Genomic DNA, 25013 nt, shown 5'->3' on the forward strand with positions numbered 1-25013 from the left:
ATGCAAACAGACCAACACTTACTTACTAAGCAAATGCTGCAATCCATGTTGCCAGTCCGTGCAGTTGATGCGCATAAAGGCACCTCCGGCAGTGTTGCGGTTATTGGCGGTGATAGTGGCATGGTCGGCGCCGCATTGTTGGTGGCAAGGGCTGCGTTGTTGTCTGGTGCTGGCAGGATTTATGCCGCTATGCTTTGTGATACCGCGCCTTCGGTAGATTTTCTGCACCCGGAAATCATGATGCGTAGGCCTGATGCGCTTGCGTCATTGGCGCAATTAGATGTAGTAGCGATTGGCCCAGGTCTAGGTCGGTCAGATGCAGCCATAACAGAGCTGACTTTTTGGCTTACGCAAACATGCCCGCTGGTGTTGGATGCAGATGCGCTGAATTTAATTGCTCAACATCAGCAGCTAGCTGAGCTGTTGAAGAATAGACGTGGCCCAGTAGTGGTAACTCCTCACGTGGGTGAGGCTGCTAGGTTGATGGCTATTAGTTCGGCAGATATTCAAAAGCAACGTATTGAGTCAGCCGTCGCCTTGGCGCAGTCACTACAAGTGACTTGTGTGCTAAAAGGTGCAGGTACTGTGATTGCTGAACAGGGTGGTAGTTATTGTATTAATAGCACCGGTAATTCTGCACTGGCTACAGGTGGCACTGGTGATGTGTTAACTGGCGTAATCGCAAGCTTAATCGCGCAAGGTTTAGAGCCAGTTTCCGCAGCTAAACTTGGTGTTTATGTACATGGTGCAGCAGCGGATTATCTGGTTGCACAAGGAGTAGGACCGCTCGGTTTAACTGCATCAGACCTGCTAACTGCGGTGCGCAGGGTGATTAATCAATCAAGCCAATATTGATTTTAAGGTATTCAAGCCTGTCGTGATTGGTTTGTAAATATTGACTACGTCAGAAGTGAGTGGTGAGAGAAGCGCGTTCTAGATTATTTAAGTTGCCATTTGAGCCAGGTGAATAAAATATTGCCATTCCCTTGCCCGCCCACAATGTAGGTGGACTGCACCGCAAATTGTTTGTACTCAATAGAGGCAACAGGTGCAATCACAGGTATTGGCAGGTAATGATAGTCTTGGCGCAACGTTGCACCTATCGTGTAGCCGGCCCCTAAACGAAAACCATTATTCGCATGCCACATTTTCTGAAAAGCGTATCCTGCTACAGGCTCCAACTCGTTATGGGAGTCTGCAAACACCATTCCGTATATGCCATGCCAATCGCCGTCAGCATCGTATCTATATTTACCAATCCCTAGGCCCCATGGCTGCTCATTGTAGCCATCTATTTTTTCTTTATCATAGAACTGGCGGTTGTGCCATGTGCTGACAGGTGCATACAGTTCATATTCATTACTGTTCCATGTTTCAGATAAAGTATTTTTAACATCGCCCCAAAATCCATCGGATGTTGTGTCGGCAAATGCATGAAAACAAGGTGAAATGATGAGTAGTGTGATAACTGCAATTTTTTTAGTCATGATTAATCATACTATTATTCTTGCTTAAATCCCATCATCTAAAATTAAGTTACAATGTTGCAAACTCGTCGCAAACTAAGAATGGCGATTGTGTAGCCATCAAATTAGTTTGCCTAAAGTACACAAGCCATATACTTTTAGTTTAAAAACTCAAGAAAAATTAGGGGTAGCATGCCTAGAAAAATAGTAGTTGCCAATTGGAAAATGCATGGCAACTTAGCCACGAATCAGCAGCTTCTGCAAGCATATGTTGATCGATTAAATAAACTCAAAAATGTTGAAGTAATTGTCTGTGTCCCATACCCATACCTTGCGCAAGTGCAAAGTCTTTTGCAAAACACCTCTATCGCATGGGGTGCCCAAAACCTAAGTAAAGACGTAGTAGGTGCCTTTACTGGTGAAGTAAGTGCAAGCATGTTGAAAGACTTCGGCGCAACTCATGTCATTATTGGGCATTCAGAGCGTGCAACAGCTTATTGTGAGTCTGATGAGAATATTGCAGCTAAGTTTATGCAGGCTAAAGCGCACGGATTGGTGCCTATACTCTGTGTAGGTGAAACCCTGATCGAGCGTGAGGCTGGTGTGATGGAAATGGTAGTTGCAAAGCAGATTGATACCATTATTAATCTATACGGTGCGGAAGTGTTTGCGAATACAGTTGTTTCTTACGAGCCAATTTGGGCAATTGGTACGGGTTTGGCAGCTACGCCAGATCAAGCGCAGAGTATGCACGAGTTTATTCGGCAAAGGATTGCAAGCCATCACCAAGAGGCGGCAGCTAGCTTGAAAATCCTTTATGGGGGGAGCGTAAATCCGCAAAATGCGGTACAATTATTCAATATGCAGGATATTGATGGTGGCTTAATTGGCAGGTGTTCATTAAGCGCACAAGAATTTGAAGGGATTTGCCAGGCAGCCTCTTAGGTTTTGTATCGGTCAAAGCAGTAAGTTGATTGGGTTGTAGCCAGAGTGTTGCGGTGGTATATAAGGTTAAAAATGGAAAATATAGTATTAGTAATTCATGTGTTGGCGGCTTCTGGTGTAATTGGCTTAGTGTTGTTGCAGCATGGTAAAGGCGCTGACATGGGTGCATCTTTTGGTAGCGGCGCATCAGGTAGTTTGTTTGGTGTGTCTGGTTCGTCTAATTTTATGAGCCGTGCAACAGCGGGTTTCGTATTTGTATTTTTTATTACCAGTTTAACTTTGGCTTACTTATCGAGTCATAAAGCTAGTAGTGGTAGCGTGGTTAAAGCAATATCAGCGCAAGCGGTTGATGCTGCTAAGCCTGCAGCAACTACTACAGCGGAAACAACCAGTACTGAGGCTGTGCCAAAATAATCATTTAGTTTAAGCATATGCCGTCGTGGTGGAATTGGTAGACACGCTATCTTGAGGGGGTAGTGACGAAAGTCGTGAGAGTTCGAGTCTCTCCGTCGGCACCATTTAGTAGTTTTGATTTTTTGGTTGAAAGTAGTGAAATCTAGTCTTAAAGTTGGTTGGCTCTAGCGGTAATAGTGCTTTGCTTTTAATTGTTGCAAATTCTTTAGTAATTTAGTCTGGGGTTTGTTAGTGCTAGAAAATTATTTTCCAATATTGTTGTTCATTCTTGTGGGTTTGGCAGTTGGTGTTGGCCCGCTAATCCTATCTAAAATAGTCTCCCCTAGCAGACCTGACTCTGCAAAAAACTCTCCGTATGAATGTGGCTTTGAAGCCTTCGAAGACGCGCGTATGAAATTTGACGTGCGCTACTATCTTGTTGCTATCCTATTTATTTTATTCGATTTGGAAATTGCATTTCTATTCCCGTGGGCTGTTGTATTGCAGGAAATAGGCTTGTTTGGTTTCCTTGCTATGATGGTTTTTTTAGGCGTGCTTGTGATTGGCTTCATCTACGAGTGGATGAAGGGCGCATTGGAATGGGATTGATTGAATCATGAGTCTTGAAGGTGTTTTAGAAAAAGGATTTGTCACTACTACGCTGGATACGGTGATTAACTATACTCGTACCGGTTCGTTATGGCCTATGACTTTTGGTTTGGCCTGCTGTGCTGTTGAAATGATGCACGCAGGTGCCTCACGTTACGACCTTGACCGTTTTGGTATCGTATTCCGTCCCAGTCCACGACAATCTGATGTAATGATTGTGGCTGGGACTTTAGTCAATAAAATGGCACCAGCTCTACGTAAAGTGTATGACCAGATGGCTGAGCCACGTTGGGTTATTTCCATGGGTTCATGTGCTAACGGTGGTGGTTACTACCATTACTCTTATGCGGTTGTGCGCGGGTGTGATCGTATTGTTCCTGTTGATGTCTATGTGCCAGGCTGTCCGCCTACGGCAGAAGCGTTGTTGTACGGCATTATCCAGTTGCAAAATAAAATTAAACGTACAAACACCATCGCTCGTTAAATTAATGGGTCTGTTAAATTAAGAACAAAATTATGTCAGCTAAATTAGATCAACTATTAGCCAATTTGCAGACTGTCCTTGGTGAAAAAATTACCAAGCAAACTGTAGCTCTGGGCGAAGTTACTATCGAGTGTAGTGCCGAAGATTATCTCGCTGTTTGTCAGTTGTTGCGTGATGATGCTGCTTTGAAGTTTGAGCAGCTAATTGATTTGTGCGGTGTAGATTATCAGGAGTACGGTGAAGGCAGTTATGATGGCTTGCGTTACGCTGTAGTTTGCCATTTCCTCTCTGTTTCATTGAATCACCGTCTACGTCTGCGTGTGTTTGCTAAAGACGAAGATTTCCCAATATTGCCAACCTTGGTTGGTGTATGGTCAGTTGCCAATTGGTTTGAGCGCGAAGCGTTTGACCTGTACGGCATTATGTTTGAGAACCACCCGGACCTGCGTCGTTTATTAACTGACTACGGTTTTGTTGGTCACCCGTTCCGTAAAGATTTCCCTATGATAGGTAACGTCGAGATGCGTTATGACCCTGAGCAGCAGCGTGTAATTTATCAGCCAGTTTCTATTGAGTTGCGCAATAACGTACCGCGCGTGATTCGTAGCGAAGGAGCGCACCGTGGCTGAGATTAGAAATTACACCATGAACTTTGGTCCGCAGCACCCGGCAGCGCACGGTGTGTTGCGCTTGGTGCTGGAGTTGGACGGTGAAGTGATTCAACGTGCTGACCCGCATATTGGTTTGTTACATCGCGGTACTGAAAAGTTAGCTGAAAATCGTACTTACTTACAAAGCGTGCCCTATATGGACAGGTTGGATTATGTGTCCATGATGTCCAATGAGCATGCATATGTAATGGCGATTGAAAAAATGCTGGGGTTGGAAGTTCCGTTGCGCGCACAATATATTCGTGTGATGTTCGATGAAATTACCCGTGTGCTAAACCATTTGCTGTGGCTGGGTGCACATGCGCTGGATGTGGGCGCAATGACGGTGTTCTTGTATGCGTTCCGCGAGCGTGAAGATTTGTTTGATGTGTATGAGGCGGTTTCTGGTGCGCGTATGCATGCTGCTTACTATCGTCCAGGTGGCGTTTATCGCGACTTGCCGAACTCAATGCCGCAATATCAAGTGTCATCCATGCGCAATGCTAAAACAGTTAAAGCGCAAAATGAGAACCGCCAAGGTTCACTTTTAGATTTTATTGAAGATTTCACCAACCGTTTCCCTACTTATATCGATGAGTATGAAACATTGCTGACCGATAATCGTATCTGGAAGCAACGTACCGTTGGTATCGGTGTGGTAAGCCCAGAACGTGCGTTAGCGCTTGGTATGACTGGCCCTATGTTGCGTGGCTCGGGTATTGAGTGGGATTTGCGTAAGAAGCAGCCTTATGAAGTCTATGCAAATTTAGATTTTGATATCCCAGTAGGCGTGAATGGCGATTGTTACGATCGTTACTTGGTGCGTATGGAAGAGTTTAGGCAATCTAACCGCATCATCAAGCAATGTGTGGATTGGTTACGTAAAAATCCAGGCCCGGTGATTACTTCAGATAATAAAGTAGCACCTCCAAACCGTGAAGGTATGAAAACCAACATGGAAGACCTGATTCACCACTTTAAACTTTTCACTGAAGGCTTTCATGTGCCAGTCGGCGAAGCGTATGCTGCGGTTGAGCATCCTAAGGGCGAATTTGGTATTTATATGGTGTCAGATGGTGCCAATAAGCCATACCGCTTGAAAATCCGTGCACCAGGGTTCCCGCATTTGGCAGCATTGGATGAAATGACCAAAGGTCATATGATTGCCGACTTGGTTGCGATTATCGGTACCCAAGATATCGTTTTCGGGGAAATTGACCGATGAGTGCAGTCTGTAATACTTCTTCGTTGTTATTAGTGTTTTCGTCATTGCCATGTGCGCTGTTGCGCTGCTTGGAGTAGGAATTAATTAGTATGTTAAGCCCAGAAGCAACCACAAAAATAGATTATGAGTTGACCAAGTATCCTGCTGATCAAAGGCAGGCTGCGGTGATGAGTGCGTTACGTATCGTGCAAACTGAACGTGGCTGGTTGTCAAAAGAAAGTATTACAGAGGTGGCGCAATATTTAGGCATGCCTGAAATTGCAGCGATGGAAGTGGCAACTTTTTACAATATGTATGACTTGTCGCCAGTAGGTAAATATAAGGTAACGATCTGTACTAATATTTCATGCATGCTACGCGGCTCCGATGAAATTGTCAGCCATTTGCAGGGCAAGCTTGGTGTAGGCTTTAATGAAGTTACTCCAGATGGTAAGTTTTGTTTAAAAGAAGGTGAGTGCATGGGCTGTTGCGGTGGTGCGCCTTTGATGCACGTTAATAACACAGAAATGCATGAGTTCTTAACGACAGATAAAGTGGATGCAATTATAGAGGGGCTTAAATAATGGTCGCTTCTAGCAAGCCAGTTGTGAAAACAGATTTGGCTGGACAAACTTTGGTTACGCTACGTACGCTGACCGAGGAAAATCCAGCATCATTAGAAACCTATCTCAAGTTGGGTGGTTATGCCGCATTAAAGCGTGTGGTGACTGAAAAGGTTAAGCCTACCGATATTATTACTGAGGTTAAAACCTCAGGTCTACGTGGTCGCGGTGGTGCGGGTTTCCCTACCGGTCTTAAGTGGAGCTTTATGCCGCGCTATTTTGATGGCGTGAAATATCTGGTTTGTAATACTGACGAAGGCGAGCCAGGTACGTTTAAAGACCGGGATATCATTCGCTACAATCCGCATCAATTGATTGAAGGTATGGCAATTGCAGCTTATACCTTAGGTGCGCGTGTAGGCTATAACTATATCCACGGTGAAATCTGGCAAGATTATGAAATTTTTGAGGCTGCATTGCATGAGGCAAAAGCCGCCGGTTATCTAGGTGAAAATCTATTCGGTACAAATTTCAGTTTCGATCTATACGCAGTACATGGTTACGGTGCCTATATTTGCGGTGAAGAAACTGCGCTGATTGAATCAATCGAAGGCAAAAAAGGCCAGCCTCGCTTTAAGCCACCGTTCCCGGCAAGTTATGGTGTGTTTGGTAAACCTACCAATGTCAATAATACTGAAAGCTACACTAGCATCCCTTGGATTATGCAAAATGGCGGTCAGGCATTTGCTGATTTAGGTGTTGCCAACTCTGGCGGTACTAAGCTGTTCTCTATTTCCGGCCATGTAGAAAAACCAGGCAACTATGAAGTTAAAATGGGGATGCCATTCACCGAGTTATTAGCTTTGGCCGGTGGTATTTGGAAAGGCCGCCAATTGAAGGCAGTGATTCCCGGCGGGCCATCTACTGCGGTAATGCCTGCATCCGCAATTCTGGGCGCAACCATGGATTACGACGGTTTAAGTAAAGCCAGGTCTAGTCTGGGTGCCGGCTCGATGATTGTGATGGATGATACAACTTGCATGGTGAAAGCCTTGCATCGTTTGGCTTATTTCTTCTATGAGGAAAGCTGTGGCCAATGTACGCCTTGTCGTGAAGGTACGGGCTGGGTTTATCGTGTGATTGACCGTATCGTTAAAGGTCAGGGCAAGATGGAAGATTTAGATTTGCTCACGGATGTAAGTAACAATATCGCAGGTCGTACGATATGTGCGCTTGGTGAGGCGGCGGCAACGCCAGTGTTAAGTTTTATTAAGCATTTCAGGCCTGAGTTTGAATACTATATTCAGCACGGCAAGAGCATGGTTGACGGTAAATAACTGTAAAGACGGTAAAAATACATAATGTTGAATATTGAAATAGATGGTAAATCGATAGAAGTCGAACACGGCAGCACCATTATTGATGCGGCTGACAAGGTCGGTATTGCGATTCCACGTTTTTGCTACCACCCTAAATTATCCGTGGCGGCAAACTGCCGCATGTGTCTGGTGCAGGTAGAGAAATTTAACAAGCCATTGCCAGCATGTGCAACCCCAGTTGCTGACGGCATGAAGATATTCACACGCTCAAAATCTGCGATTGAAGCGCAGCAAAGTGTGATGGAGTTTTTACTGATTAATCACCCGTTAGATTGCCCAATTTGCGATCAGGGTGGTGAGTGCGATTTACAAGATGTGGCGGTAGCTTACGGTGTGAGCGGCTCTCGCTACACTGAAGAAAAGCGCGTGGTATTTAACAAAAACATTGGTCCGTTAGTATCAACGGACATGACTCGCTGTATTCAATGTACGCGTTGTGTGCGCTTCTTGAAAGAAGTAGGCGGCATGCAAGAGTTAGGCATGATTGGCCGTGGCGAGCATGCTGAAATTACAGCTTACGTAGATAAGAGCGTTAACTCTGAGCTATCTGGCAACATTATTGACTTATGTCCAGTTGGCGCGTTAACCAGCAAACCGTTCAGATATTCAGCGCGTAGCTGGGAGTTAACTCGCAGACCAAGCATCGCAGCGCATGATAGCTTAGGCTCGCATATCGAAGTGCACGTGAAAGATAATAAAGTCATGCGCGTGTTGCCGCGTGAAAAAGAAAGCATCAATGAATGCTGGTTGTCAGACCGCGATCGTTTCTCATACGAAGGTCTTAACAGTCCAGACCGCCTTAAAGTACCAATGATTAAGCACAATGGTGCTTGGGTAGAAACCGATTGGAAAACTGCGCTTGAGTTCGCGGCTGGTCAGTTGAAAGACATCACTAACGAATACGGCGGTGAGGCATTAGGCGTGCTTGTTTCTCCAAACAGCACGATGGAAGAAGGCTACCTAGCTAAAAAATTGGCAAATGGTTTAAACAGCGGCAACGTAGATTATCGTTTACGCCAAACTGATTTCAGATTAGACGGTAAGCGTTTAGGTACGCCATGGATGGGTTGTAATATCCATGAAATTGAAGAGTTAGACCGTATCATTGTGATTGGCTCTAATTTGCGTAACGAGCACCCATTGTTGGCACAGCGCTTCCGTAGAGCCGTGGCGAATGGTGCCGAGTTATCTGTGGTGAGCCCATTGGATAATGATCCACTGATGGACATTGCACATAAAGTGATTGTGCGTCCAAACGACATGGTCAATGTGCTTGGTCAAATCTTAAAAGCGATGTCTGGCTTGCAACGTTTGTCACTATGCTTACCGCCATCGCTTACAGCGCTATTGGATGACATTAAAGTACGCCCAAACACACAGGCCATCGCGGAAAGTTTGGCGGGTCATGGTAAAGACTATGACTTGATCGCGCCAAAAGTTGGTATTTTCTTGGGTAACATGGCATTAAGTGACCCACGCTTTACCGAAATGTACAGTATGGCAGAGGCTATTGGTGGTATCACTGGTGCTAAAGGCGGTATCTTGCCAGCTGCAGCAAATAGCACTGGTATGCATATGATGGGTGTAATGCCATCAAGTACCGGTATGCATGCGCGTGCAATGCTAGAAGTGCCACGCAAAGCTTATCTGTTATTAAATATTGAGCCTGAGCTTGATTGCCAGCATGCTGCATTGGCAAAAGCTGCGATGGAGAAAGCTGAGTGTGTGGTTGCGCTGACGGCTTATAAGTCACAAGCATTAGACAACGCGGATATTTTATTGCCTATCACCCCGTTCACAGAAACCTCTGGTACGTTCATGAGCATGGAAGGCCGTGTGCAGAGCTTCGCTGCGGCAGTTAGACCGTTAGGTGAATCTCGTCCAGCATGGAAAGTGTTGCGCGTGTTAGCGAATACCTTAGGCTTAGCTGGCTTTGATTTTGAATCTAGCGAGCAAGTTAAAGATGCGATTTTTGCAGGTGAGAAACCATCTGCTGTGGTTTGGCGTAGTTTGAATAACAACTTGAGAGAACTCGTTGAGATTCAAGTGAATATCAAACATGATGGTCTGCAACGTATTGGTGAAGTGCCGCAATACGAGTCTGACCCGATTGTTAGACGCTCACCACCATTACAAAAAACCAAATACAACATTAAACCAATGGCACGTATGTGCGGCCGCCAGTTAGCAGCTTTAGACTTGGCTGAAGGTGACCATGTATTGGTGAAACAAGATAAGGGTAGTGCTGTATTAACCGTACGTTTGGATGATCATGTGGCAATGGGTTGTGTCCGTGTGGCAGCTGCACACGAGGCGACCGTTGGCCTTGGTGATTTGATGGGCGATATCACGATAGAGAAGCTATCTCTACAGCAGTTACAAGATATTAATAAAAACATTACGGAAGCGCGTGCCTAATGGAATGGTTATCAAATCTATTTGGTAGTTACTGGCCAGCAGTTGAAACCACTGGCTGGACCTTAATTAAAATTGTTGCAATCGTGTTGCCGCTAATGGGTGCGGTGGCTTACCTAACATTAGCTGAGCGTAAAGTAATCGGCTATATGCAGGTGCGTATCGGCCCTAACCGCGTTGGTTACTTCGGTTTGCTGCAGCCGCTAGCCGATGGCATCAAGCTACTGTTTAAAGAAGTGATTCTGCCTACCGCTTCTAATAAGGCATTGTTCCTATTAGGTCCAGTGTTAGCAATTGCTCCAGCATTTGCTGCTTGGGCTGTTGTGCCGTTTGATTTGAACATGGTACTCGCGGATGTGGATGCAGGTTTGCTTTATATCCTGGCCATGACTTCTGTGGCGGTATATGGCGTGATCATCGCGGGTTGGGCGTCTAACTCTAAATATGCATTCTTGGGCAGCTTGCGTTCAGCCGCACAAATCGTTTCATACGAAATTGCGATGGGTTTTGCATTAGTAGGTGTGTTGATGTGTGCAAACAGCTTAAACCTAGGCAAGATTGTTTTAGGGCAAGAGGGCGGCTTCTGGCATTGGTACTTCATTCCATTATTCCCTTTGTTTATTGTTTACTTTATCAGTGCGGTTGCTGAAACAAACCGTGCGCCGTTTGACGTAGCCGAAGGCGAGTCTGAGATCGTTGCAGGTTTCCACGTTGAATACTCAGGCATGGCATTTGCAGTGTTCTTCTTGGCCGAGTATGCCAACATGATTTTAGTGTCAATGCTTGCTGCATTGATGTTCTTAGGTGGCTGGTTATCACCTGTGCCGTTTATTCCTGACAGTTTCTTATGGCTGCTGGCTAAGGTTGGCTTCCTTTTATTCTTGTTCTTATGGTTTAGGGCAACCTTCCCGCGCTATCGCTATGACCAGATCATGCGTTTGGGCTGGAAAGTGTTTATTCCAATTACTATTGTGTGGATCGTGTTTGTAGGTGGCATGATGCAAACTCCTTGGGCTCATTTGTTTCACTAAGTTTTTTTCACTAGGTTTTTTTCGCTAAGTTTAGTGATTAGGTTTTGAGTAAATTATGATTAAATCGATTAAACAAACATTAGGTAGCTTAATGTTATGGGAGTTGCTAAAAGGCATGGCGCTTACAGGCCGTTACTTTTTTGCACCTAAAATTACGGTTCAATACCCAGAGGAAAATACACCTCAATCAAATCGATTCCGTGGTTTGCATGCATTACGCCGTTACCCAAATGGTGAAGAGCGTTGTATTGCATGTAAGTTGTGTGAGGCCGTGTGCCCTGCGATGGCGATTACGATTGAGTCTGAGCAGCGTGAAGACAATACACGCCGCACTACGCGTTACGATATTGACCTGACTAAATGTATATTCTGCGGTTTGTGTGAGGAATCTTGCCCTGTGGACTCTATTGTAGAGACTCGTGTGTTTGATTATCACGGTGAGCAGCGTGGCGACTTGATCTATACCAAAGAGATGCTATTAGCGGTAGGTGATAAGCACGAGAAACAAATTGCAGCTGATAGAGCGCAAGATAAGCAATTTAGGTAAACAATTTAGATAAGTAATAATAAGGTTAAGCATCTGCTTAATGATTAACAGTAAAGCCTTCATACATCGTTTAAGTACTTTTAACAGATAACCATTTAAAAATATGACATTTTTTGGCTTGCATTTTCAAGACATCGTTTTTTACACGCTCGCAACCATTTTGCTGATTGCAGGCCTACGGGTGATTACCACACGTAATCCTGTTTATGCAGCACTGTATCTAGTATTGGCGTTTTTTACCGCTGCAGGCATCTGGCTGCTGCTAGAGGCTGAGTTCCTGGCAATCGCGTTGGTATTGGTGTACGTGGGTGCGGTGATGGTGCTTTTTTTGTTTGTGGTGATGATGCTGGATATCAATCTAGATAAATTGCGTGAAGGTTTCTGGAAAGCATTGCCGGTTGCTTTACCTGTCGGCGGTTTGATGGCTGTAGAAATGGTGATGATTGTAGGGGCACGCAATTTTGGCGCTGATGTAGTTGCGGCGCCAGCTGCACATCCTGCTGATTACAGCAATACGGCGGAGCTGGGTCGCGTGTTATATACCGACTACTTGCTGCCTTTTGAGTTGGCATCAGTGGTATTGCTGGTAGCTATTGTGGCGGCAATTGCATTGACCTTACGTGATCGTAAAGACAGTAAGTCTATGGACCCAGCGAAACAAGTGCTGGTTAAAAAAGCAGACCGTCTAAGAATTGTAAAAATGGAAGCTGAAGTGGAAAAAAATGATGCGGTAGATACATCAGCGCAGGCTGATGATAAAGGGGCTAAATAATGGTCGGTTTATCTCATTATCTGATTTTAGGCTCATTGCTATTTGCGATTAGCGTGGTGGGTATTTTTCTCAACCGCAAAAACGTCATTATTTTATTGATGGCAATTGAGTTAATGCTGTTGGCAGTTAACCTTAACTTCATTGCTTTCTCACATTATCTGAATGATATTGCCGGGCAAGTTTTTGTATTTTTCATTTTAACGGTAGCTGCTGCAGAGTCTGCTATCGGTTTAGCGATATTGGTCGTGCTGTTCAGAAATTTACGCACCATTAACGTTGACGATTTAGACAGTTTGAAAGGCTAAGTGTTTAGCATGAGTATGCAACAAATCTATCTTGCAATTCCTTTGCTTCCATTATTGGCCGCAATTATCATTGGTCTGTTTGGCAAGTATCTGCCTAGAGGCGCAGCGCACGTGGTGACCATTGCTGGCGTGGCGATTTCTTTTGCCTTGTCAGTGTATGTGCTAAACGATGCCATGGTTAGCCAGCCTTATAATGAGACTGTATATTCTTGGTTAAAAAGCGGAAATTTCTCATTTGAAATCGGCTTCTTAATCGACCGACTCAGTGCCATGATGATGGTAGTGGTGACCTTTGTTTCATTAATGGTCCATATTTACACTATCGGCTATATGCACGAAGATAAAGGCTACGCACGTTTCTTTAGCTATATCTCGCTGTTCACCTTCTCCATGCTGATGTTGGTGATGAGCAATAACTTCATGCAACTATTCTTTGGTTGGGAAGCTGTAGGTTTGGTTTCTTATTTATTGATTGGCTTCTGGTACACACGCCCAACAGCAATCTATGCCAACTTAAAAGCATTCTTAGTGAACCGTGTAGGTGACTTTGGCTTCCTGCTTGGCATAGGCTTAGTGCTATATCATTTCGGCAGCCTTGATTACGCTGCAGTGTTTTCAGTCGCGCCGGCCATGGCAGATACCAAAATCAACCTGATTGGCAATGCATCTTGGTCGTTGATGACCGTGACATGTATTTTGCTGTTTATTGGCGCAATGGGTAAATCTGCACAAGTGCCATTACACGTATGGTTGCCTGACTCAATGGAAGGTCCAACTCCAATTTCAGCGCTGATCCATGCTGCAACTATGGTTACCGCAGGTATCTTTATGGTGGCGCGTATGTCACCACTATTTGAGCTGTCATCCACTGCATTATCGTTTGTGATTGTTATCGGTAGCATCACTGCATTGTTTATGGGTTTCTTGGGTATTATCCAGAACGATATCAAACGTGTAGTGGCTTACTCTACATTGTCGCAGTTAGGTTATATGACTGTGGCATTAGGTGCATCAGCGTACTCAGTTGCTATTTTTCACTTGATGACCCATGCGTTCTTTAAGGCATTGCTATTCTTAGGTGCTGGCTCTGTGATTATGGGCATGCATCATGATCAAGATATTCGCAATATGGGTAATCTTAAAAAGTACATGCCGATTACATGGGTTACATCTCTGATTGGCTCATTAGCATTAATTGGTACACCGTTGTTATCAGGTTTCTACTCTAAAGACAGCATTATTGAGGCCGCTAAGTTCTCTACAGTAGCTGGCAGCGGTTTTGCTTACTTTGCAGTGTTAACTGGTGTGTTTGTAACGGCTTTTTATAGTTTCCGTATGTACTTCTTGGTGTTCCACGGTAAAGAGAAGTGGCGCGAAGTTAAGCATGATGCGCATCATGACGCACATCACCAGGATGACGATCATCACGATGAAGAGCACCATCATGGTTTAAGCCCAACGGATGATCCTCATGAGCCGGGCTGGGTGGTTAAATTGCCATTGATTCTGTTAGCAGTTCCATCGTTAGCTATTGGTTATTTTGCAATTGAACCGATGCTGTTTGGTGACTTCTTTAAAGGCGTCATTTTTGTAGACTCACATGCTCACCCAGCAATGCATGAGCTTGCGCATCATTGGCACACTATCTTCCATTCGCCTGTAGGTATGGCACTACATGGATTGATGACGTTGCCGTTTGCCTTGGCTGCATCTGGTGTGGTGCTGGCATGGTTCTTTTACATGAAGCGTCCGGATATCCCTGCGGCGATTCAGGCTAAATTCAGCATGATTAATCAGGTTTTAGAAAATAAATACGGATTTGATAGTTTTAATGATCGTTTCTTTGCTGCAGGCTCAAGGTTTATTGGTAATAAACTCTGGCAAATCGGTGATGTTAAACTTATTGATGGTGCGATGGTGAATGGTACGGCTAATCTGATTGGCAAGTTATCTGGTGTGGTGCGCAAGCTTCAGACTGGTTTGATTTATCACTATGCATTCGCGATGATTATTGGCGTGTTTTTAATGCTATCTCTTGGTCTTTTAAAGATTTAATTCTTTTCTAAAGTATAAAAAATGCTTGAATATTTTTTGCAACATATCCTTAGTTTTTCCATCTGGCTGCCAGTGTTGGCGGGCGTGTTGGTGCTCTTTACTGCGAATGACAGCAAACCTAACCTCACACGTTGGTTAGCCTTGTTTGGCAGTGTTGTGAGCTTCTTAGTTACCATCCCGCTGTATACACACTTTAACTTTGCAGATGGCGGCTTTCAGTTCCAAGAGCGCTTTTTGTGGATTATGTCTTTCAATATCCATTACCACTTAGGTGCTGATGGTATTGCGATTCCACTAATCTTACTCACTAGCTTTACTACTGTGATTGTTGTGATTTCTGCATGGGAAGTAATCGAGAAGCGTGTTGCGCAATATATGGCCTCATTCTTGATCATGAGCGGTCTCATGATTGGTGTATTTAGTACTTTAGATGCGATTCTCTACTATGTATTCTGGGAGGCGATGCTTATCCCAATGTTCCTAGTGATTGGTATTTGGGGTGGCCCTAACCGTGTATATGCAACGGTTAAGTTCTTCCTGTACACACTACTTGGCTCACTGCTGATGTTGGTTGCGTTTATCTATATGTTCCATCAAACCGGTAGCTTCGCGATTACAGATTACTACCAATTGCCGATGCCTTTAAACGTGCAAGTGCTTATTTTCTTGGCGTTCTTTGCAGCATTTGCGGTAAAAATTCCTATGTGGCCAGTACATACATGGTTGCCGGACGCTCACGTTGAAGCGCCAACTGGCGGTTCTGTAGTATTGGCGGCAATTGCCCTGAAATTAGGTGGTTACAGTTTCTTACGTTTTGCTATGCCTATTGCACCTGATGCTGCTCATTACTTATCAGGCTTCATGATTACCTTGTCGCTGATTGCAATTGTATATATTGCATTAGTAGCACTGGTGCAGAAAGACATGAAAAAACTGATTGCTTATTCTTCAATTTCACACATGGGCTTTGTTACATTAGGTTTCTTTATTTTCAATAACTTAGGGCTAGAAGGCGCTGTGGTGCAAATGATTTCTCACGGCTTTATTTCTTCTGCTATGTTCTTGTGTGTAGGTGTGCTGTACGACCGTGTGCACAGCCGTCAGATTGACGCTTATGGTGGCGTAGCTAACACCATGCCAGCATTTGCAGCATTTGCGGTATTGTTTGCAATGGCTAATAGTGGATTGCCTGGAACTTCCGGTTTTGTCGGTGAGTTTATGGTGATTTTGGGCGCGATCCAGGTTAACTTCTGGTATGCGTTCTTGGCTTCATTTACGCTAATCTTCGGTGCCGCTTATACTTTATGGATGGTTAAGCGTGTATTTTACGGTGAGGTTGCCAACGCCAATGTACAAGCACTTAAAGATCTAAATAAACGTGAGTTTTTAATATTGGCGATATTGGCAATATTAGTGCTGGGCGTAGGTATCTACCCACAGCCACTTACAGATATGACCAATGCAACGGTTACTCAACTTCTTTCACATCTAGCAAATAGCAAGCTGCCAGCAGGCTTATAAGTCATGGAAAATATACGTTACGACCTCATTACCGCCTTACCTGAAATCATCCTGTTAGGGATGGCGATGCTAGTATTGATTACAGATTTGTTTTTAAAACAGTCTAATCGAATTGCTATATATGGACTTTCTCAGCTGGGCTTGCTGCTAGCTGCTTATTTCACAGTGACCACGCATGTGCCTAGTGTTGGCTACGCATTTACTGGCGCATTTGTAGATGACGCTATGTCTGATGTGCTTAAGCTAATGATTTACATCGGTACTTCATTGATCTTTGTTTATACCAGACAATACATACAGTTACGCAATATGTTCCGTGGTGAATTTTATGCGCTAGTGTTGTTCTCCGTTGTGGGTATGATGATCATGGTGTCCGGCCAAAGCATGCTTACGCTATATGTGGGCTTAGAACTGCTATCACTGAGCCTATACGCTTTGGTTGCTCTTGATCGTGATAACCGTTTTGCCACCGAAGCCGCGATGAAGTATTTCGTGTTAGGTGCTTTGGCATCTGGCATGCTGCTTTACGGTATGAGTATGATTTACGGTATGACTGGTAGCCTGAATATATCTGATATTAATCATGTGTTGATGAATGGCAGTGGTATCCATGCTGTGTTGGTATTAGGCTTGGTGTTTATTGTGGCTGGCTTGGCATTTAAGTTAGGTGCAGTGCCGTTCCAGATGTGGGTGCCGGATGTTTACGAAGGCTCACCAACAGCTATGACCATGTTGATTAGCTCAGTGCCAAAATTAGCTGCTTTTGCTTTTGTGATTCGCCTTCTGGCACAGTCACTACAGACTATGGCTGTAGATTGGCAGCAAATGTTACTTATCATGGCAGTGCTGTCCATTGTGTTGGGTAACGTAACGGCGATTGCCCAAACTAACCTTAAACGTATGTTGGCATACTCTACAATTTCTCACGTGGGCTTTGTGTTGCTGGGCTTGATGAGTGCGAGTGGCAATGGCTATATCTCTGCTTTGTTCTATATCGCGAGCTATGTAGTAATGACCCTAGCCGGTTTCGGTATTATTCTGTTGCTATCACGCAAAGGCTTTGAAGCACAAAACCTAAGTGATTTAAAAGGTCTGAATCAGCGTAGTCCTTGGGTTGCATTTCTAATGTTAATCGTGATGTTTAGCATGGCAGGTATTCCGCCTACATTGGGCTTCTATGCTAAGTTCGCTGTATTGCAAGCGGCATTGCAGGCAGGTTTCTTGTGGGTAGTGGTGTTTGCAGTATTAATGGCAGTGATAGGTGCGTTTTACTACCTACGCGTTATCAAGTTAATGTACTTTGATGAGCCAGAGGATAGTAGCCCGATTACTGCGCCATTTGATATGCGCGTAATCTTAAGCATAAATGCTTTAGCTTTATTGGCGATTGGTATTATGCCGCAAGGGTTAATGACTATCTGTTTTTATGCTATCAGCAGAAGTTTAAGTTAAATGACTATTTGGGTATTGTTAGGCATTATGTTCTTGGCTGCGAACCTGCCTTGGTTTTCAGACAAGTTGTTTTATATCGTTCCGCTGAAGGCGGCAACTGGGACCAAAAATATAGCCTGGTGCTTGCTTGAGCTTATCATCCTCTACTTCTTGGTGGGTGTGTTAGCGCGATATGCAGAGCGTGAAACCTTTGGTCAGTCTGCACCGCAGGACTGGGAGTTCTACGCTGTCACCAGCTTTTTGTTCTTGGTTTTTGCATTCCCGGGCTTTGTGTATAAAGTGCTGTGGAAAAAAACAATCTAAGCATTCCAATTAATCGCTGCGCTAGTATCTACTGATGCTAGTGTTAGCGACTCATAGTCTGTTAATCATCAGCCTTACTTGAAGTTTTAGTCTTCTGCTATTATCTTCTATCACTGATTGCTTATATCAAACCCGCTAAAGGTACGATGGCACATCACGATTCCTACATCAGTAATTAAAAGGGTTTTCATGGACTTGACTGAGCATTGCATTAGTACGGAGGATTTAGCTCAAGGCGACTTTCTTTGTGTTAAGCGAGATCAAGTACGCTTACCTAATGGCAATGTCAGCCAGCGCGAGTATGTGACACACCCGGGGGCGGTGGTTGTTGTTGCCGTATTAGCTAACGGCAATATCGTATTTGAACGTCAGTTTAGGTACCCATTGCATCAGGTCTTTATTGAACTGCCAGCAGGCAAGATAGATGCAAATGAAGCGACATCACAGACTGGCCAGCGAGAGCTGTTGGAAGAGACAGGATATGTTGCTAGTGCTTGGGTAAAGCTCGGTGAGCAGCACCCATGTATTGGTTACTCTAATGAAGTGATACATATCTACTTAGCACAGGGTTTGACTGCCGGCACTAGCCAATGCGATGAGGATGAAGCGTTAGAGGTGTTTGATCTATCGTTAGCAGATGCGATGCAGTTAGTGCTACAAGGTAAAATTACCGATAGCAAGACTATCGTTGCGCTATTTCTTGCCGAAAGGTATCTGAAGCAATATGCATAATATGCCGCCATCAAAAGTATTAATCGTAGGTTATGGTGACCTAGGCAGCGCGATAGCCAAACGCCTAACTGATTCCGGCGCAGAAGTTTACGCTGTTGCCAGAACGCTAAGGGAAGCTGCAGAGGCGCAAATGATTCAAGCCGATGTAACGATGCCTGCTTCGTTAGATCCTTTATGTATGATTCAACCCGACATCCTAGTGTATTGCGTAGCTGCCAGTGGTCAGACCGATGCGGAATATCAGCAGGCTTATGTTGATGGGCTGCGCAATGTATTGTTAACGCAGCGTGATAACGCGCAATTGAAACATGTATTTTTTGTATCAAGTACGCGCGTTTATGGCCAGCAAACAGACGAGCTGCTGAATGAAATGATCGCAGCCGTACCAGCCGATTTTGGTGGTGAACGATTACTACAGGCTGAGGCTTTGTTAAGTACGCTAACGTGTGGCACTACAGCACTCAGACTATCTGGAATTTATGGTCCGGGGCGTCTGCGCATGATCAATCTGGCAAAAGCACCAGAGCGTTGGCCAGCTAACGACGGCTGGACTAACCGCATCCACCGCGATGATGCTGCGAATTTCGTGGTGTATTTATTGCAGCAGGTTTTTGCAGGTCAGCAGATTAAGCCTTGTTATATTGTGACCGACTCGCAACCTGTCCGGCAGTATGATGTTCTCAACTGGATTGCCGCGCAATTAAAATTAAAGTCATTTGTTGCACCCACAGTTGGCGGTGGCAAGCGCTTAAGTAACCAAGCGATGCTAGCAACTGGCTTTGCGCTGCAATACCCTGATTATCAAGCTGGCTATCAAGCGCTGTTATCGGAGCTGGCACATGATTAAAAGCCTGACCATACTGCAACATTTACAATGGGTGTTAATGGGCTTTACCTTGCTGTTTACTAGTAATGTGGTGGCAAAAGAGGATTTTTATACTTGGCTTGAAAATATAAGATATGAAGCCAAGGCGCTAGGTATGGCAGATGAAACTACACTTAACTTTGTAAACCGTACCGCGTATTTACCGAACGTGATTAAGTTGGATAGGGCGCAGCCTGAGTTTATCAGTCCATTTTTAGATTACTTTACTCTACGTGTAGACGACAGAAAAATACAAAAAGGCCGCGCCTTGTTGCTTAAGCATCAAACGCTGTTGGCACAGATTGAAGCTCAGTATGGTGTGCCTAAGCAGATACTGATTGCATTTTGGGGTATGGAAACACAATACGGCAATGTGCAAGGCAATATTGATGTTCTGTCTGCATTAGCTACGCTAGCATATGAAGGGCGCCGTGCGGATTTCTTTAAAGCACAATTGCTAGATGCATTGCTGATGGTAGACCTTGGTTATGTTGATGCTGAAAATTTTAAAGGCTCTTGGGCTGGTGCTTTTGGCAATATGCAATTTATGCCGACTACCTTTATGCTTTACGCCGTGGATGGTGATGCGGATGGGTTGATTGATGTGACCAGTTCGCTGCCAGATGCTTTTGCCTCTGCTGCACATTATCTTGCGAGCATAGGCTGGCAAGCACGCGCGCCTGTAATATTAGAGGTCAAGTTACCAGCGAGCTTTGATTGGCAAAGTGCACAGCTAGCTATCAGGAAAACGCCGCAAGATTGGGCTAAATTAGGCGTTCAAGCTTACCCACTTACAAGTAATGAAGAGTCTGCACCTACAAGCATTGATGATGTAGTTGAGCAAGTAACCCAAGCAGCATCACAGTCGCCGGTGAGTAATGCACAAGCGCAAATCGCTGATATATTGTCGAATGCTACCGCGACGGCCTCTATTCTATTGCCGCAGGGCTGGCAAGGCCCTGCATTTATGGTGTTTGATAATTTTGACATTATTATGCAGTGGAATCGCTCGGTTAACTACGCACTATCAGTTGCACAGTTGGCTAAACTATTAAACCAAGAGCCAGTAATCATGGGCGGAGATTTTGCTGAGGGCGGGGCACTTAGTTATCAGCAAATGCTAGATTTGCAGAATCAATTGAATGCCCGTGGTTTTGATGCCGGAGTGGCAGATGGTTTGCCTGGCTTACAGACGCAAGCTGCGGTACGCGCCTACCAACTTCAGCAACAAATGCCAGCAGACGGTTACCCAAGCCCTAGTTTGTACCAAAATTTGCTATTGCACTAATTAATCTATATTAGGGGTGTCTATAGTTGTTAGTCTTAAACTTAGTATTCGAAGTTTCTTGGTAAATACTGCGGTTATTCTGATTGTTTTGCCTAGCGGCCGTTATTTCTGTTTGCGCGCGATGCTGCAATCGGCTAAAATCGTGCCCTGTTTAGAATTGCCAAGCAAACAAGAGCAACGCGTGCTTTTGCTACGTAGTGCAATATCAAATATAGGCGGTTAGCTCAGTTGGTTAGAGCGCTTGGTCGACATCCAAGAGGTCAGCAGTTCGAATCTGCTACTGCCTACCAGTTATTCTTTTTCAAGTTTATTCATAGTTCGTCAATCTTCGTCAAAGTTCACCACAAAATAAACTGAAAGCATTATACTGACTGCCTTTGTCATTATTCATGTGCTTTCATAATGCATCATAATTCGTCATGTCTAATCAAGCCTAGCCAAAATATTTTAGGGTATCGCGTAAGGTATCATAAAAATCAGTTTAGGGTATCGGCATGCTAACCATTAAGCAGATAGATTCTCTAAAGCCAAAAGAGCAGCAATATAAGGTTGCTGATATGGCAGGCCTTTACCTGGTGGTTACGCCTCGAAATATAAAATCATGGCGGTACAACTACAAAGATTCACAAGACAAATACAAAACTAAAACCTATGGCCTTTACCCTGAGATTAGTTTAGCTAAGGCTAGATTATTAAATTCAGAGTTTAAAGATGAGCAGGCGAGATTGAAACTACATGGCCTAACTGAAAGCCGTGTGATGACATTTAAGCAGTTCGTTGAAGAGAAATGGTACAAGCATCATCTGCCTGATCTGAAAAGCGCAAAGCATAAGGCCATTATTCAGGCGAGTATGGACCAGTATGTTTTTGATAAGATTGGTGATAAGCCACTAGATAAGATTACGCGCAAAGAGTTGGTAGAGTTGGTGCAGGGCATTCAAGGCAAAGGTGTTGTTGAAACTGCCAATAGAATTGCCAGCAGGCTAGGGCAGGTATTTACGCATGCCGTTAACACGGATGAAATACAACTGCATCCAGCGACTAACTTATGCAGCGTGCTGAGAACGCCTGTGCGCACGCATATGCCTTGTATTGATGTGAGTGCAGCTAAAGACCTGTTTCAAGCAATTAAAAGCTATGATGAGCCTGTTACTAGGCTTGGCTTAATGTTGCTGGCATTAACCTTTGTGCGGACCACTGAGCTAAGGTATTTCGAGCGTAAAGAAATTAAAGACGGTAATTTTTGGGTAATACCAGGTGAGCGCATGAAAACGGTTACTGGAAAAACGCCTAGACCGCATGTAGTGCCTTTGACTAAGTTCACTTTAAGTATCATCAAAGAGCTTGAACAATATACAGGCGATGATAAGTATGTACTTGGATCGCTTAAGCGGCCTAATCATCCGATCAGTGAGAATACCCTATTATTTGCCCTATATCGTTTAGGGTATCGCGGCAAGATGACAGGTCACGGCTTTAGGGCATTAGCCTCTACCGTGCTCAATAATGAAACGATTGATGGCCGTAGGCGCTTTGATAAAGATTGGATTGAGCGCCAACTCGCACACAATGAAATTGATGATGTGCGAGCTTCATATAATCGTGCTGAGTATCTTGAACATAGAATCTCTATGATGCAATTCTATTCTGATTGGATTGAAGCCCAGTTGTCATAGGGCTATTATTCCAACGAGGACGAGGATCTGTATGGTCTGGTTTTGGTATTAGCCCAGATTTGATATAGCGCGATACTGTTGCTCTGCTTGCGCCTAAAAATTCCATCCAATCCTTAATTTCGTAAATGTTTTTCATCTTATTTCCCTTCCAACTTATCTTGTTTGTACTTAATCTTAATTTCAGGTTCAAGGCCTTGCTTGAACAGGTCGCTTGCTAACTGCGATGCCTGAGAAAACCCTTTTGCTTCTTTGGTGCCGTCAGGCCATATAACGGTGAACTCTCTAGTCATGGCGTTACTTTCAGTGCGCGTATGGCTTTAGATGCACATTTTGCAAGCATTGCTTCAGTTGACTTATCTGTTAAGAAGTTTCCGTTTTCAATCACTTTCGCACATCTCTCAATCACTTCATTATCATGCAGCGCTAGTGATTGGGTAGGGGTTGAGGATATGGCTTCTTTGGCAATGGTTGATAGCATATTTCCATTTACCATTTTCCCATGATTGTTTGCACAATTAACTTCAATGAACTCCCGTAATTGATTGTTAGATTCGGTTAGTTCTGAAATATCAATATTCTTATGGTCAATAGCTAATTGCATTAACATAATTTCTTTTTCATTGCCAGAAATAATTGATGCTTGATTCTTGATTGTTTCCTCCAACTCCTGTATGCGTTGCTCGCTGGCTTTGATATGGGACTTACTTTCTTGCCAGTACTTGTACTTTTGTTCTTGTGTTACAAATGGCTGATTGATGTCAAACTCATCCTGATTTGTAAGCGTAGTGTCTTGGTTAGTGTTCATGGGTTAGTCCTTATCTTATGCTTTAGCTGATTCAGTTTTTTAATCACTAAACTTGCTTCTGTTGCATTTCTTATATCAGCCGTGTGATATTCGCGCCCGATTACTTCTGTTAATCGCGCATAGATGTATTTTCGTGAGTGCTTGCCATCCATCCATAACGGGTCAAGATTTGCATGAATCTGTTTGCGCAGCTCTTTAACCTCTGCTGATGGAATGCAACCTAGCGGCTTATTAGGCTCTGATGTTTTATGGTGGCAACCTACAAAATTGCGGCAAGCGTCACACTTCCAAAATGGCAAATCATACAAATCCTCACGGTGCGGGTACGTTTCCATACCATCGGTTAACCGAGCTTCAACATCTATATCGCATTGGCAGCAAAATAATCTCATTCCCCCACCTCCGTATTGGTTGGTGCTGGCGGTATTGGCATCCAGTGAGTAGGCATATCTTCTGGAAAGAAAATAAAAGTATCTGTTCCACTACCAAACCCACCAAGAAATGGAACAACTACGTGCCAACCCTCACCGACAAATGGTTTATCATCATAAAATGCGGTTGCAACTCTTCCGCCAGAGCACTTGATGATTACTTGCGTCCCATCCTTAGGCGCCTTTTCAATAGGCTGCCACCCATCTGGTATCGCTTGCTTAGGGGGTGAGGTGAGCAAGGTTTGCTTTTCACCATTGCTCATTACCTCCGCAATCATTTTTCCAAGTTGCTTTAAAAACTCATGGTTATTCTCTGCTTTTGGTAACGGGCCGTAAGTTTTAGGTTGACAATTACAGCAATCACAGTGGCATTTTTTAGGCGGATGCATTAAATTTTCTACGCTCATATAATTCCCAATCGTTTTTTAAGTGCCACTACCGTTTCAACATCTGTCCATAAAACAGATAGTGGCTTGCCATTGCTATCAAACTTTATTTTTGCAATTCCGTATTCATAGCCTTCCTCATCAATCGCACCGTGAGTTTTTAAGAATTTCAATAAATCTTCACTGGTCGCCACCTCTTGATGTTCGTTCTGCGATATTGGTGATTTCGCCAACTCTTTTATTGCATTAACAGCGCAGCCCATAGCTGGCAAGTTTGAATCTAACCAGTTAGGCTTTACTTCATTAAGAACATGAAATACAGCTAGCCAAGCTTCTGATTGTTGCTTTAATGCAATATCATTTAATTCAATTACCTCGCGCTCATTATTTGTTTGTGTCATGTTTAACCTCACTAAGTTTGTCGTAGGTGGCTAGGGTTTCTGTGATTTTATTTAGAACACCTCTACCTCTAACACTTATATTTGCGGCACTCTCCCCTAAGCATCCATTTAGCTCATATGTGCTTTCAGATATATATGGCTCAATTTCACCCTCTAAAAGTATTGCACTTTTAACAATAGCCTCCGCACCACGCAAAGCCTCCACCAACACCTCTACTTTGGCGCGTAGGGTTTGGATTTCCTCAATTAAACTATCAATTGTTATTTGAGGATTACAGTGTTGGCAGCCATCACCAACTAATTTTGTCCTCAAGTCACATTTACAAATATCCATA

29 protein-coding genes and 2 tRNA genes are annotated in these 25013 nt (G+C 44.0%); 24 read left to right on the forward strand and 7 right to left on the reverse strand.

What is annotated here, in order from left to right; genetic code table 11:
* Positions 1 to 855 carry an NAD(P)H-hydrate dehydratase gene (locus tag VGD82_RS06280; protein WP_331019588.1) on the forward strand — a complete coding sequence of 285 codons (855 nt, stop codon included), beginning with the start codon at positions 1 to 3 and terminating at the stop codon, positions 853 to 855.
* Positions 856 to 938: 83 nt separating this feature from the next.
* Here the strand turns inward: VGD82_RS06280 and pagP are convergent, their stop codons facing one another.
* A complete protein-coding gene (gene pagP / locus VGD82_RS06285; RefSeq protein ID WP_331019589.1) occupies positions 939 to 1487 on the reverse strand; it encodes a lipid IV(A) palmitoyltransferase PagP in 549 nt (182 codons plus the stop codon).
* 171 nt (positions 1488 to 1658) lie between these two features.
* Here pagP and tpiA point away from each other — a divergent pair, with 171 nt between their 5' ends.
* From tpiA to VGD82_RS06400, 23 genes are all read left to right on the forward strand, one after another.
* Positions 1659 to 2411 carry a triose-phosphate isomerase gene (gene tpiA / locus VGD82_RS06290; protein ID WP_331019590.1) on the forward strand — a complete coding sequence of 251 codons (753 nt, stop codon included), beginning with the start codon at positions 1659 to 1661 and terminating at the stop codon, positions 2409 to 2411.
* A 72-nt stretch (positions 2412 to 2483) separates the two neighbouring features.
* The gene (secG, locus tag VGD82_RS06295) at positions 2484 to 2825 is read left to right on the forward strand and encodes a preprotein translocase subunit SecG (RefSeq protein ID WP_331019591.1); all 342 of its coding nucleotides are present in this window, start codon (positions 2484 to 2486) and stop codon (positions 2823 to 2825) included.
* Between the two features lie 19 nt (positions 2826 to 2844).
* Positions 2845 to 2929: transfer RNA gene (locus tag VGD82_RS06300), tRNA-Leu, on the forward strand.
* Positions 2930 to 3056: 127 nt separating this feature from the next.
* Positions 3057 to 3413 carry an NADH-quinone oxidoreductase subunit A gene (locus VGD82_RS06305; RefSeq protein ID WP_331019592.1) on the forward strand — a complete coding sequence of 119 codons (357 nt, stop codon included), beginning with the start codon at positions 3057 to 3059 and terminating at the stop codon, positions 3411 to 3413.
* Positions 3414 to 3420: 7 nt separating this feature from the next.
* Positions 3421 to 3897, forward strand: a complete 477-nt coding sequence (locus VGD82_RS06310; RefSeq protein ID WP_015832544.1) for a NuoB/complex I 20 kDa subunit family protein — start codon at positions 3421 to 3423, stop codon at positions 3895 to 3897.
* Between the two features lie 32 nt (positions 3898 to 3929).
* Complete coding sequence (locus VGD82_RS06315; RefSeq protein WP_331019593.1) at positions 3930 to 4526, forward strand: NADH-quinone oxidoreductase subunit C; 597 nt, start codon at positions 3930 to 3932, stop codon at positions 4524 to 4526.
* Positions 4519 to 5772, forward strand: a complete 1254-nt coding sequence (locus tag VGD82_RS06320; RefSeq protein WP_331019594.1) for an NADH-quinone oxidoreductase subunit D — start codon at positions 4519 to 4521, stop codon at positions 5770 to 5772. The genes VGD82_RS06315 and VGD82_RS06320 overlap by 8 nt, the downstream gene beginning before the upstream one ends.
* An 89-nt stretch (positions 5773 to 5861) precedes the next feature.
* Positions 5862 to 6335 carry an NADH-quinone oxidoreductase subunit NuoE gene (gene nuoE, locus VGD82_RS06325; protein ID WP_331019595.1) on the forward strand — a complete coding sequence of 158 codons (474 nt, stop codon included), beginning with the start codon at positions 5862 to 5864 and terminating at the stop codon, positions 6333 to 6335.
* Positions 6335 to 7651 carry an NADH-quinone oxidoreductase subunit NuoF gene (nuoF, locus tag VGD82_RS06330; protein WP_331019596.1) on the forward strand — a complete coding sequence of 439 codons (1317 nt, stop codon included), beginning with the start codon at positions 6335 to 6337 and terminating at the stop codon, positions 7649 to 7651. The genes nuoE and nuoF overlap by 1 nt, the downstream gene beginning before the upstream one ends.
* Positions 7652 to 7675: 24 nt before the next feature.
* Positions 7676 to 10111 (forward strand): NADH-quinone oxidoreductase subunit NuoG, encoded by a 2436-nt coding sequence (nuoG, locus tag VGD82_RS06335; RefSeq protein ID WP_331019597.1) that lies wholly within the window; start codon positions 7676 to 7678, stop codon positions 10109 to 10111.
* The gene (nuoH, locus tag VGD82_RS06340; protein ID WP_331019598.1) at positions 10111 to 11139 is read left to right on the forward strand and encodes an NADH-quinone oxidoreductase subunit NuoH; all 1029 of its coding nucleotides are present in this window, start codon (positions 10111 to 10113) and stop codon (positions 11137 to 11139) included. The genes nuoG and nuoH overlap by 1 nt, the downstream gene beginning before the upstream one ends.
* Before the next feature lie 55 nt (positions 11140 to 11194).
* The gene (gene nuoI, locus VGD82_RS06345) at positions 11195 to 11686 is read left to right on the forward strand and encodes an NADH-quinone oxidoreductase subunit NuoI (RefSeq protein ID WP_331019599.1); all 492 of its coding nucleotides are present in this window, start codon (positions 11195 to 11197) and stop codon (positions 11684 to 11686) included.
* Positions 11687 to 11789: 103 nt separating this feature from the next.
* Complete coding sequence (locus tag VGD82_RS06350; RefSeq protein ID WP_331019600.1) at positions 11790 to 12458, forward strand: NADH-quinone oxidoreductase subunit J; 669 nt, start codon at positions 11790 to 11792, stop codon at positions 12456 to 12458.
* Positions 12458 to 12763 (forward strand): NADH-quinone oxidoreductase subunit NuoK, encoded by a 306-nt coding sequence (gene nuoK / locus VGD82_RS06355; protein ID WP_135278285.1) that lies wholly within the window; start codon positions 12458 to 12460, stop codon positions 12761 to 12763. The genes VGD82_RS06350 and nuoK overlap by 1 nt, the downstream gene beginning before the upstream one ends.
* A 9-nt stretch (positions 12764 to 12772) precedes the next feature.
* Positions 12773 to 14818 carry an NADH-quinone oxidoreductase subunit L gene (gene nuoL / locus VGD82_RS06360; RefSeq protein WP_331019601.1) on the forward strand — a complete coding sequence of 682 codons (2046 nt, stop codon included), beginning with the start codon at positions 12773 to 12775 and terminating at the stop codon, positions 14816 to 14818.
* A 21-nt stretch (positions 14819 to 14839) separates the two neighbouring features.
* Positions 14840 to 16339, forward strand: coding sequence for an NADH-quinone oxidoreductase subunit M (locus VGD82_RS06365; protein ID WP_331019602.1), 1500 nt, complete (start codon positions 14840 to 14842; stop codon positions 16337 to 16339).
* Between the two features lie 3 nt (positions 16340 to 16342).
* Positions 16343 to 17791: an NADH-quinone oxidoreductase subunit NuoN gene (nuoN, locus tag VGD82_RS06370; RefSeq protein WP_331019603.1), complete on the forward strand. Its 1449-nt coding sequence runs from the start codon at positions 16343 to 16345 to the stop codon at positions 17789 to 17791.
* Positions 17792 to 18094: a DUF2818 family protein gene (locus VGD82_RS06375; RefSeq protein ID WP_331019604.1), complete on the forward strand. Its 303-nt coding sequence runs from the start codon at positions 17792 to 17794 to the stop codon at positions 18092 to 18094. It abuts the gene before it with no gap.
* A 189-nt stretch (positions 18095 to 18283) separates the two neighbouring features.
* Positions 18284 to 18826 carry an NUDIX hydrolase gene (locus VGD82_RS06380; protein ID WP_331019605.1) on the forward strand — a complete coding sequence of 181 codons (543 nt, stop codon included), beginning with the start codon at positions 18284 to 18286 and terminating at the stop codon, positions 18824 to 18826.
* Positions 18819 to 19673: an SDR family oxidoreductase gene (locus tag VGD82_RS06385; RefSeq protein WP_331019606.1), complete on the forward strand. Its 855-nt coding sequence runs from the start codon at positions 18819 to 18821 to the stop codon at positions 19671 to 19673. The genes VGD82_RS06380 and VGD82_RS06385 overlap by 8 nt, the downstream gene beginning before the upstream one ends.
* The gene (locus tag VGD82_RS06390) at positions 19666 to 20979 is read left to right on the forward strand and encodes a lytic murein transglycosylase (protein WP_331019607.1); all 1314 of its coding nucleotides are present in this window, start codon (positions 19666 to 19668) and stop codon (positions 20977 to 20979) included. Before VGD82_RS06385 ends, VGD82_RS06390 begins: the two co-directional genes overlap by 8 nt.
* Before the next feature lie 213 nt (positions 20980 to 21192).
* A tRNA-Val gene (locus tag VGD82_RS06395) sits at positions 21193 to 21269 on the forward strand.
* Between the two features lie 204 nt (positions 21270 to 21473).
* Positions 21474 to 22655: a tyrosine-type recombinase/integrase gene (locus tag VGD82_RS06400; protein ID WP_331019608.1), complete on the forward strand. Its 1182-nt coding sequence runs from the start codon at positions 21474 to 21476 to the stop codon at positions 22653 to 22655.
* 137 nt (positions 22656 to 22792) lie between these two features.
* Here the strand turns inward: VGD82_RS06400 and VGD82_RS06405 are convergent, their stop codons facing one another.
* The 6 genes from VGD82_RS06405 to VGD82_RS06430 are packed head-to-tail and all read right to left on the reverse strand — an operon-like array spanning position 22793 to position 25012.
* Entirely contained in the window at positions 22793 to 22945 is a 153-nt protein-coding gene (locus tag VGD82_RS06405; RefSeq protein ID WP_331019609.1) for a hypothetical protein, read from the reverse strand.
* A complete protein-coding gene (locus VGD82_RS06410) occupies positions 22942 to 23460 on the reverse strand; it encodes a hypothetical protein (protein ID WP_331019610.1) in 519 nt (172 codons plus the stop codon). Before VGD82_RS06410 ends, VGD82_RS06405 begins: the two co-directional genes overlap by 4 nt.
* On the reverse strand, positions 23457 to 23852 hold the full coding sequence (locus tag VGD82_RS06415; RefSeq protein WP_331019611.1) for a zinc-finger-containing protein: 396 nt from the start codon (positions 23850 to 23852) through the stop codon (positions 23457 to 23459). The genes VGD82_RS06410 and VGD82_RS06415 overlap by 4 nt, the downstream gene beginning before the upstream one ends.
* Complete coding sequence (locus VGD82_RS06420; RefSeq protein ID WP_331019612.1) at positions 23849 to 24298, reverse strand: hypothetical protein; 450 nt, start codon at positions 24296 to 24298, stop codon at positions 23849 to 23851. Before VGD82_RS06420 ends, VGD82_RS06415 begins: the two co-directional genes overlap by 4 nt.
* Positions 24295 to 24678 carry a hypothetical protein gene (locus VGD82_RS06425; RefSeq protein ID WP_331019613.1) on the reverse strand — a complete coding sequence of 128 codons (384 nt, stop codon included), beginning with the start codon at positions 24676 to 24678 and terminating at the stop codon, positions 24295 to 24297. Before VGD82_RS06425 ends, VGD82_RS06420 begins: the two co-directional genes overlap by 4 nt.
* Entirely contained in the window at positions 24662 to 25012 is a 351-nt protein-coding gene (locus VGD82_RS06430) for a hypothetical protein (RefSeq protein WP_331019614.1), read from the reverse strand. Before VGD82_RS06430 ends, VGD82_RS06425 begins: the two co-directional genes overlap by 17 nt.
* Position 25013 lies beyond the last annotated feature (1 nt).

The organism is Methylotenera sp., from assembly GCF_036401095.1.
GTDB lineage: Bacteria > Pseudomonadota > Gammaproteobacteria > Burkholderiales > Methylophilaceae > Methylotenera.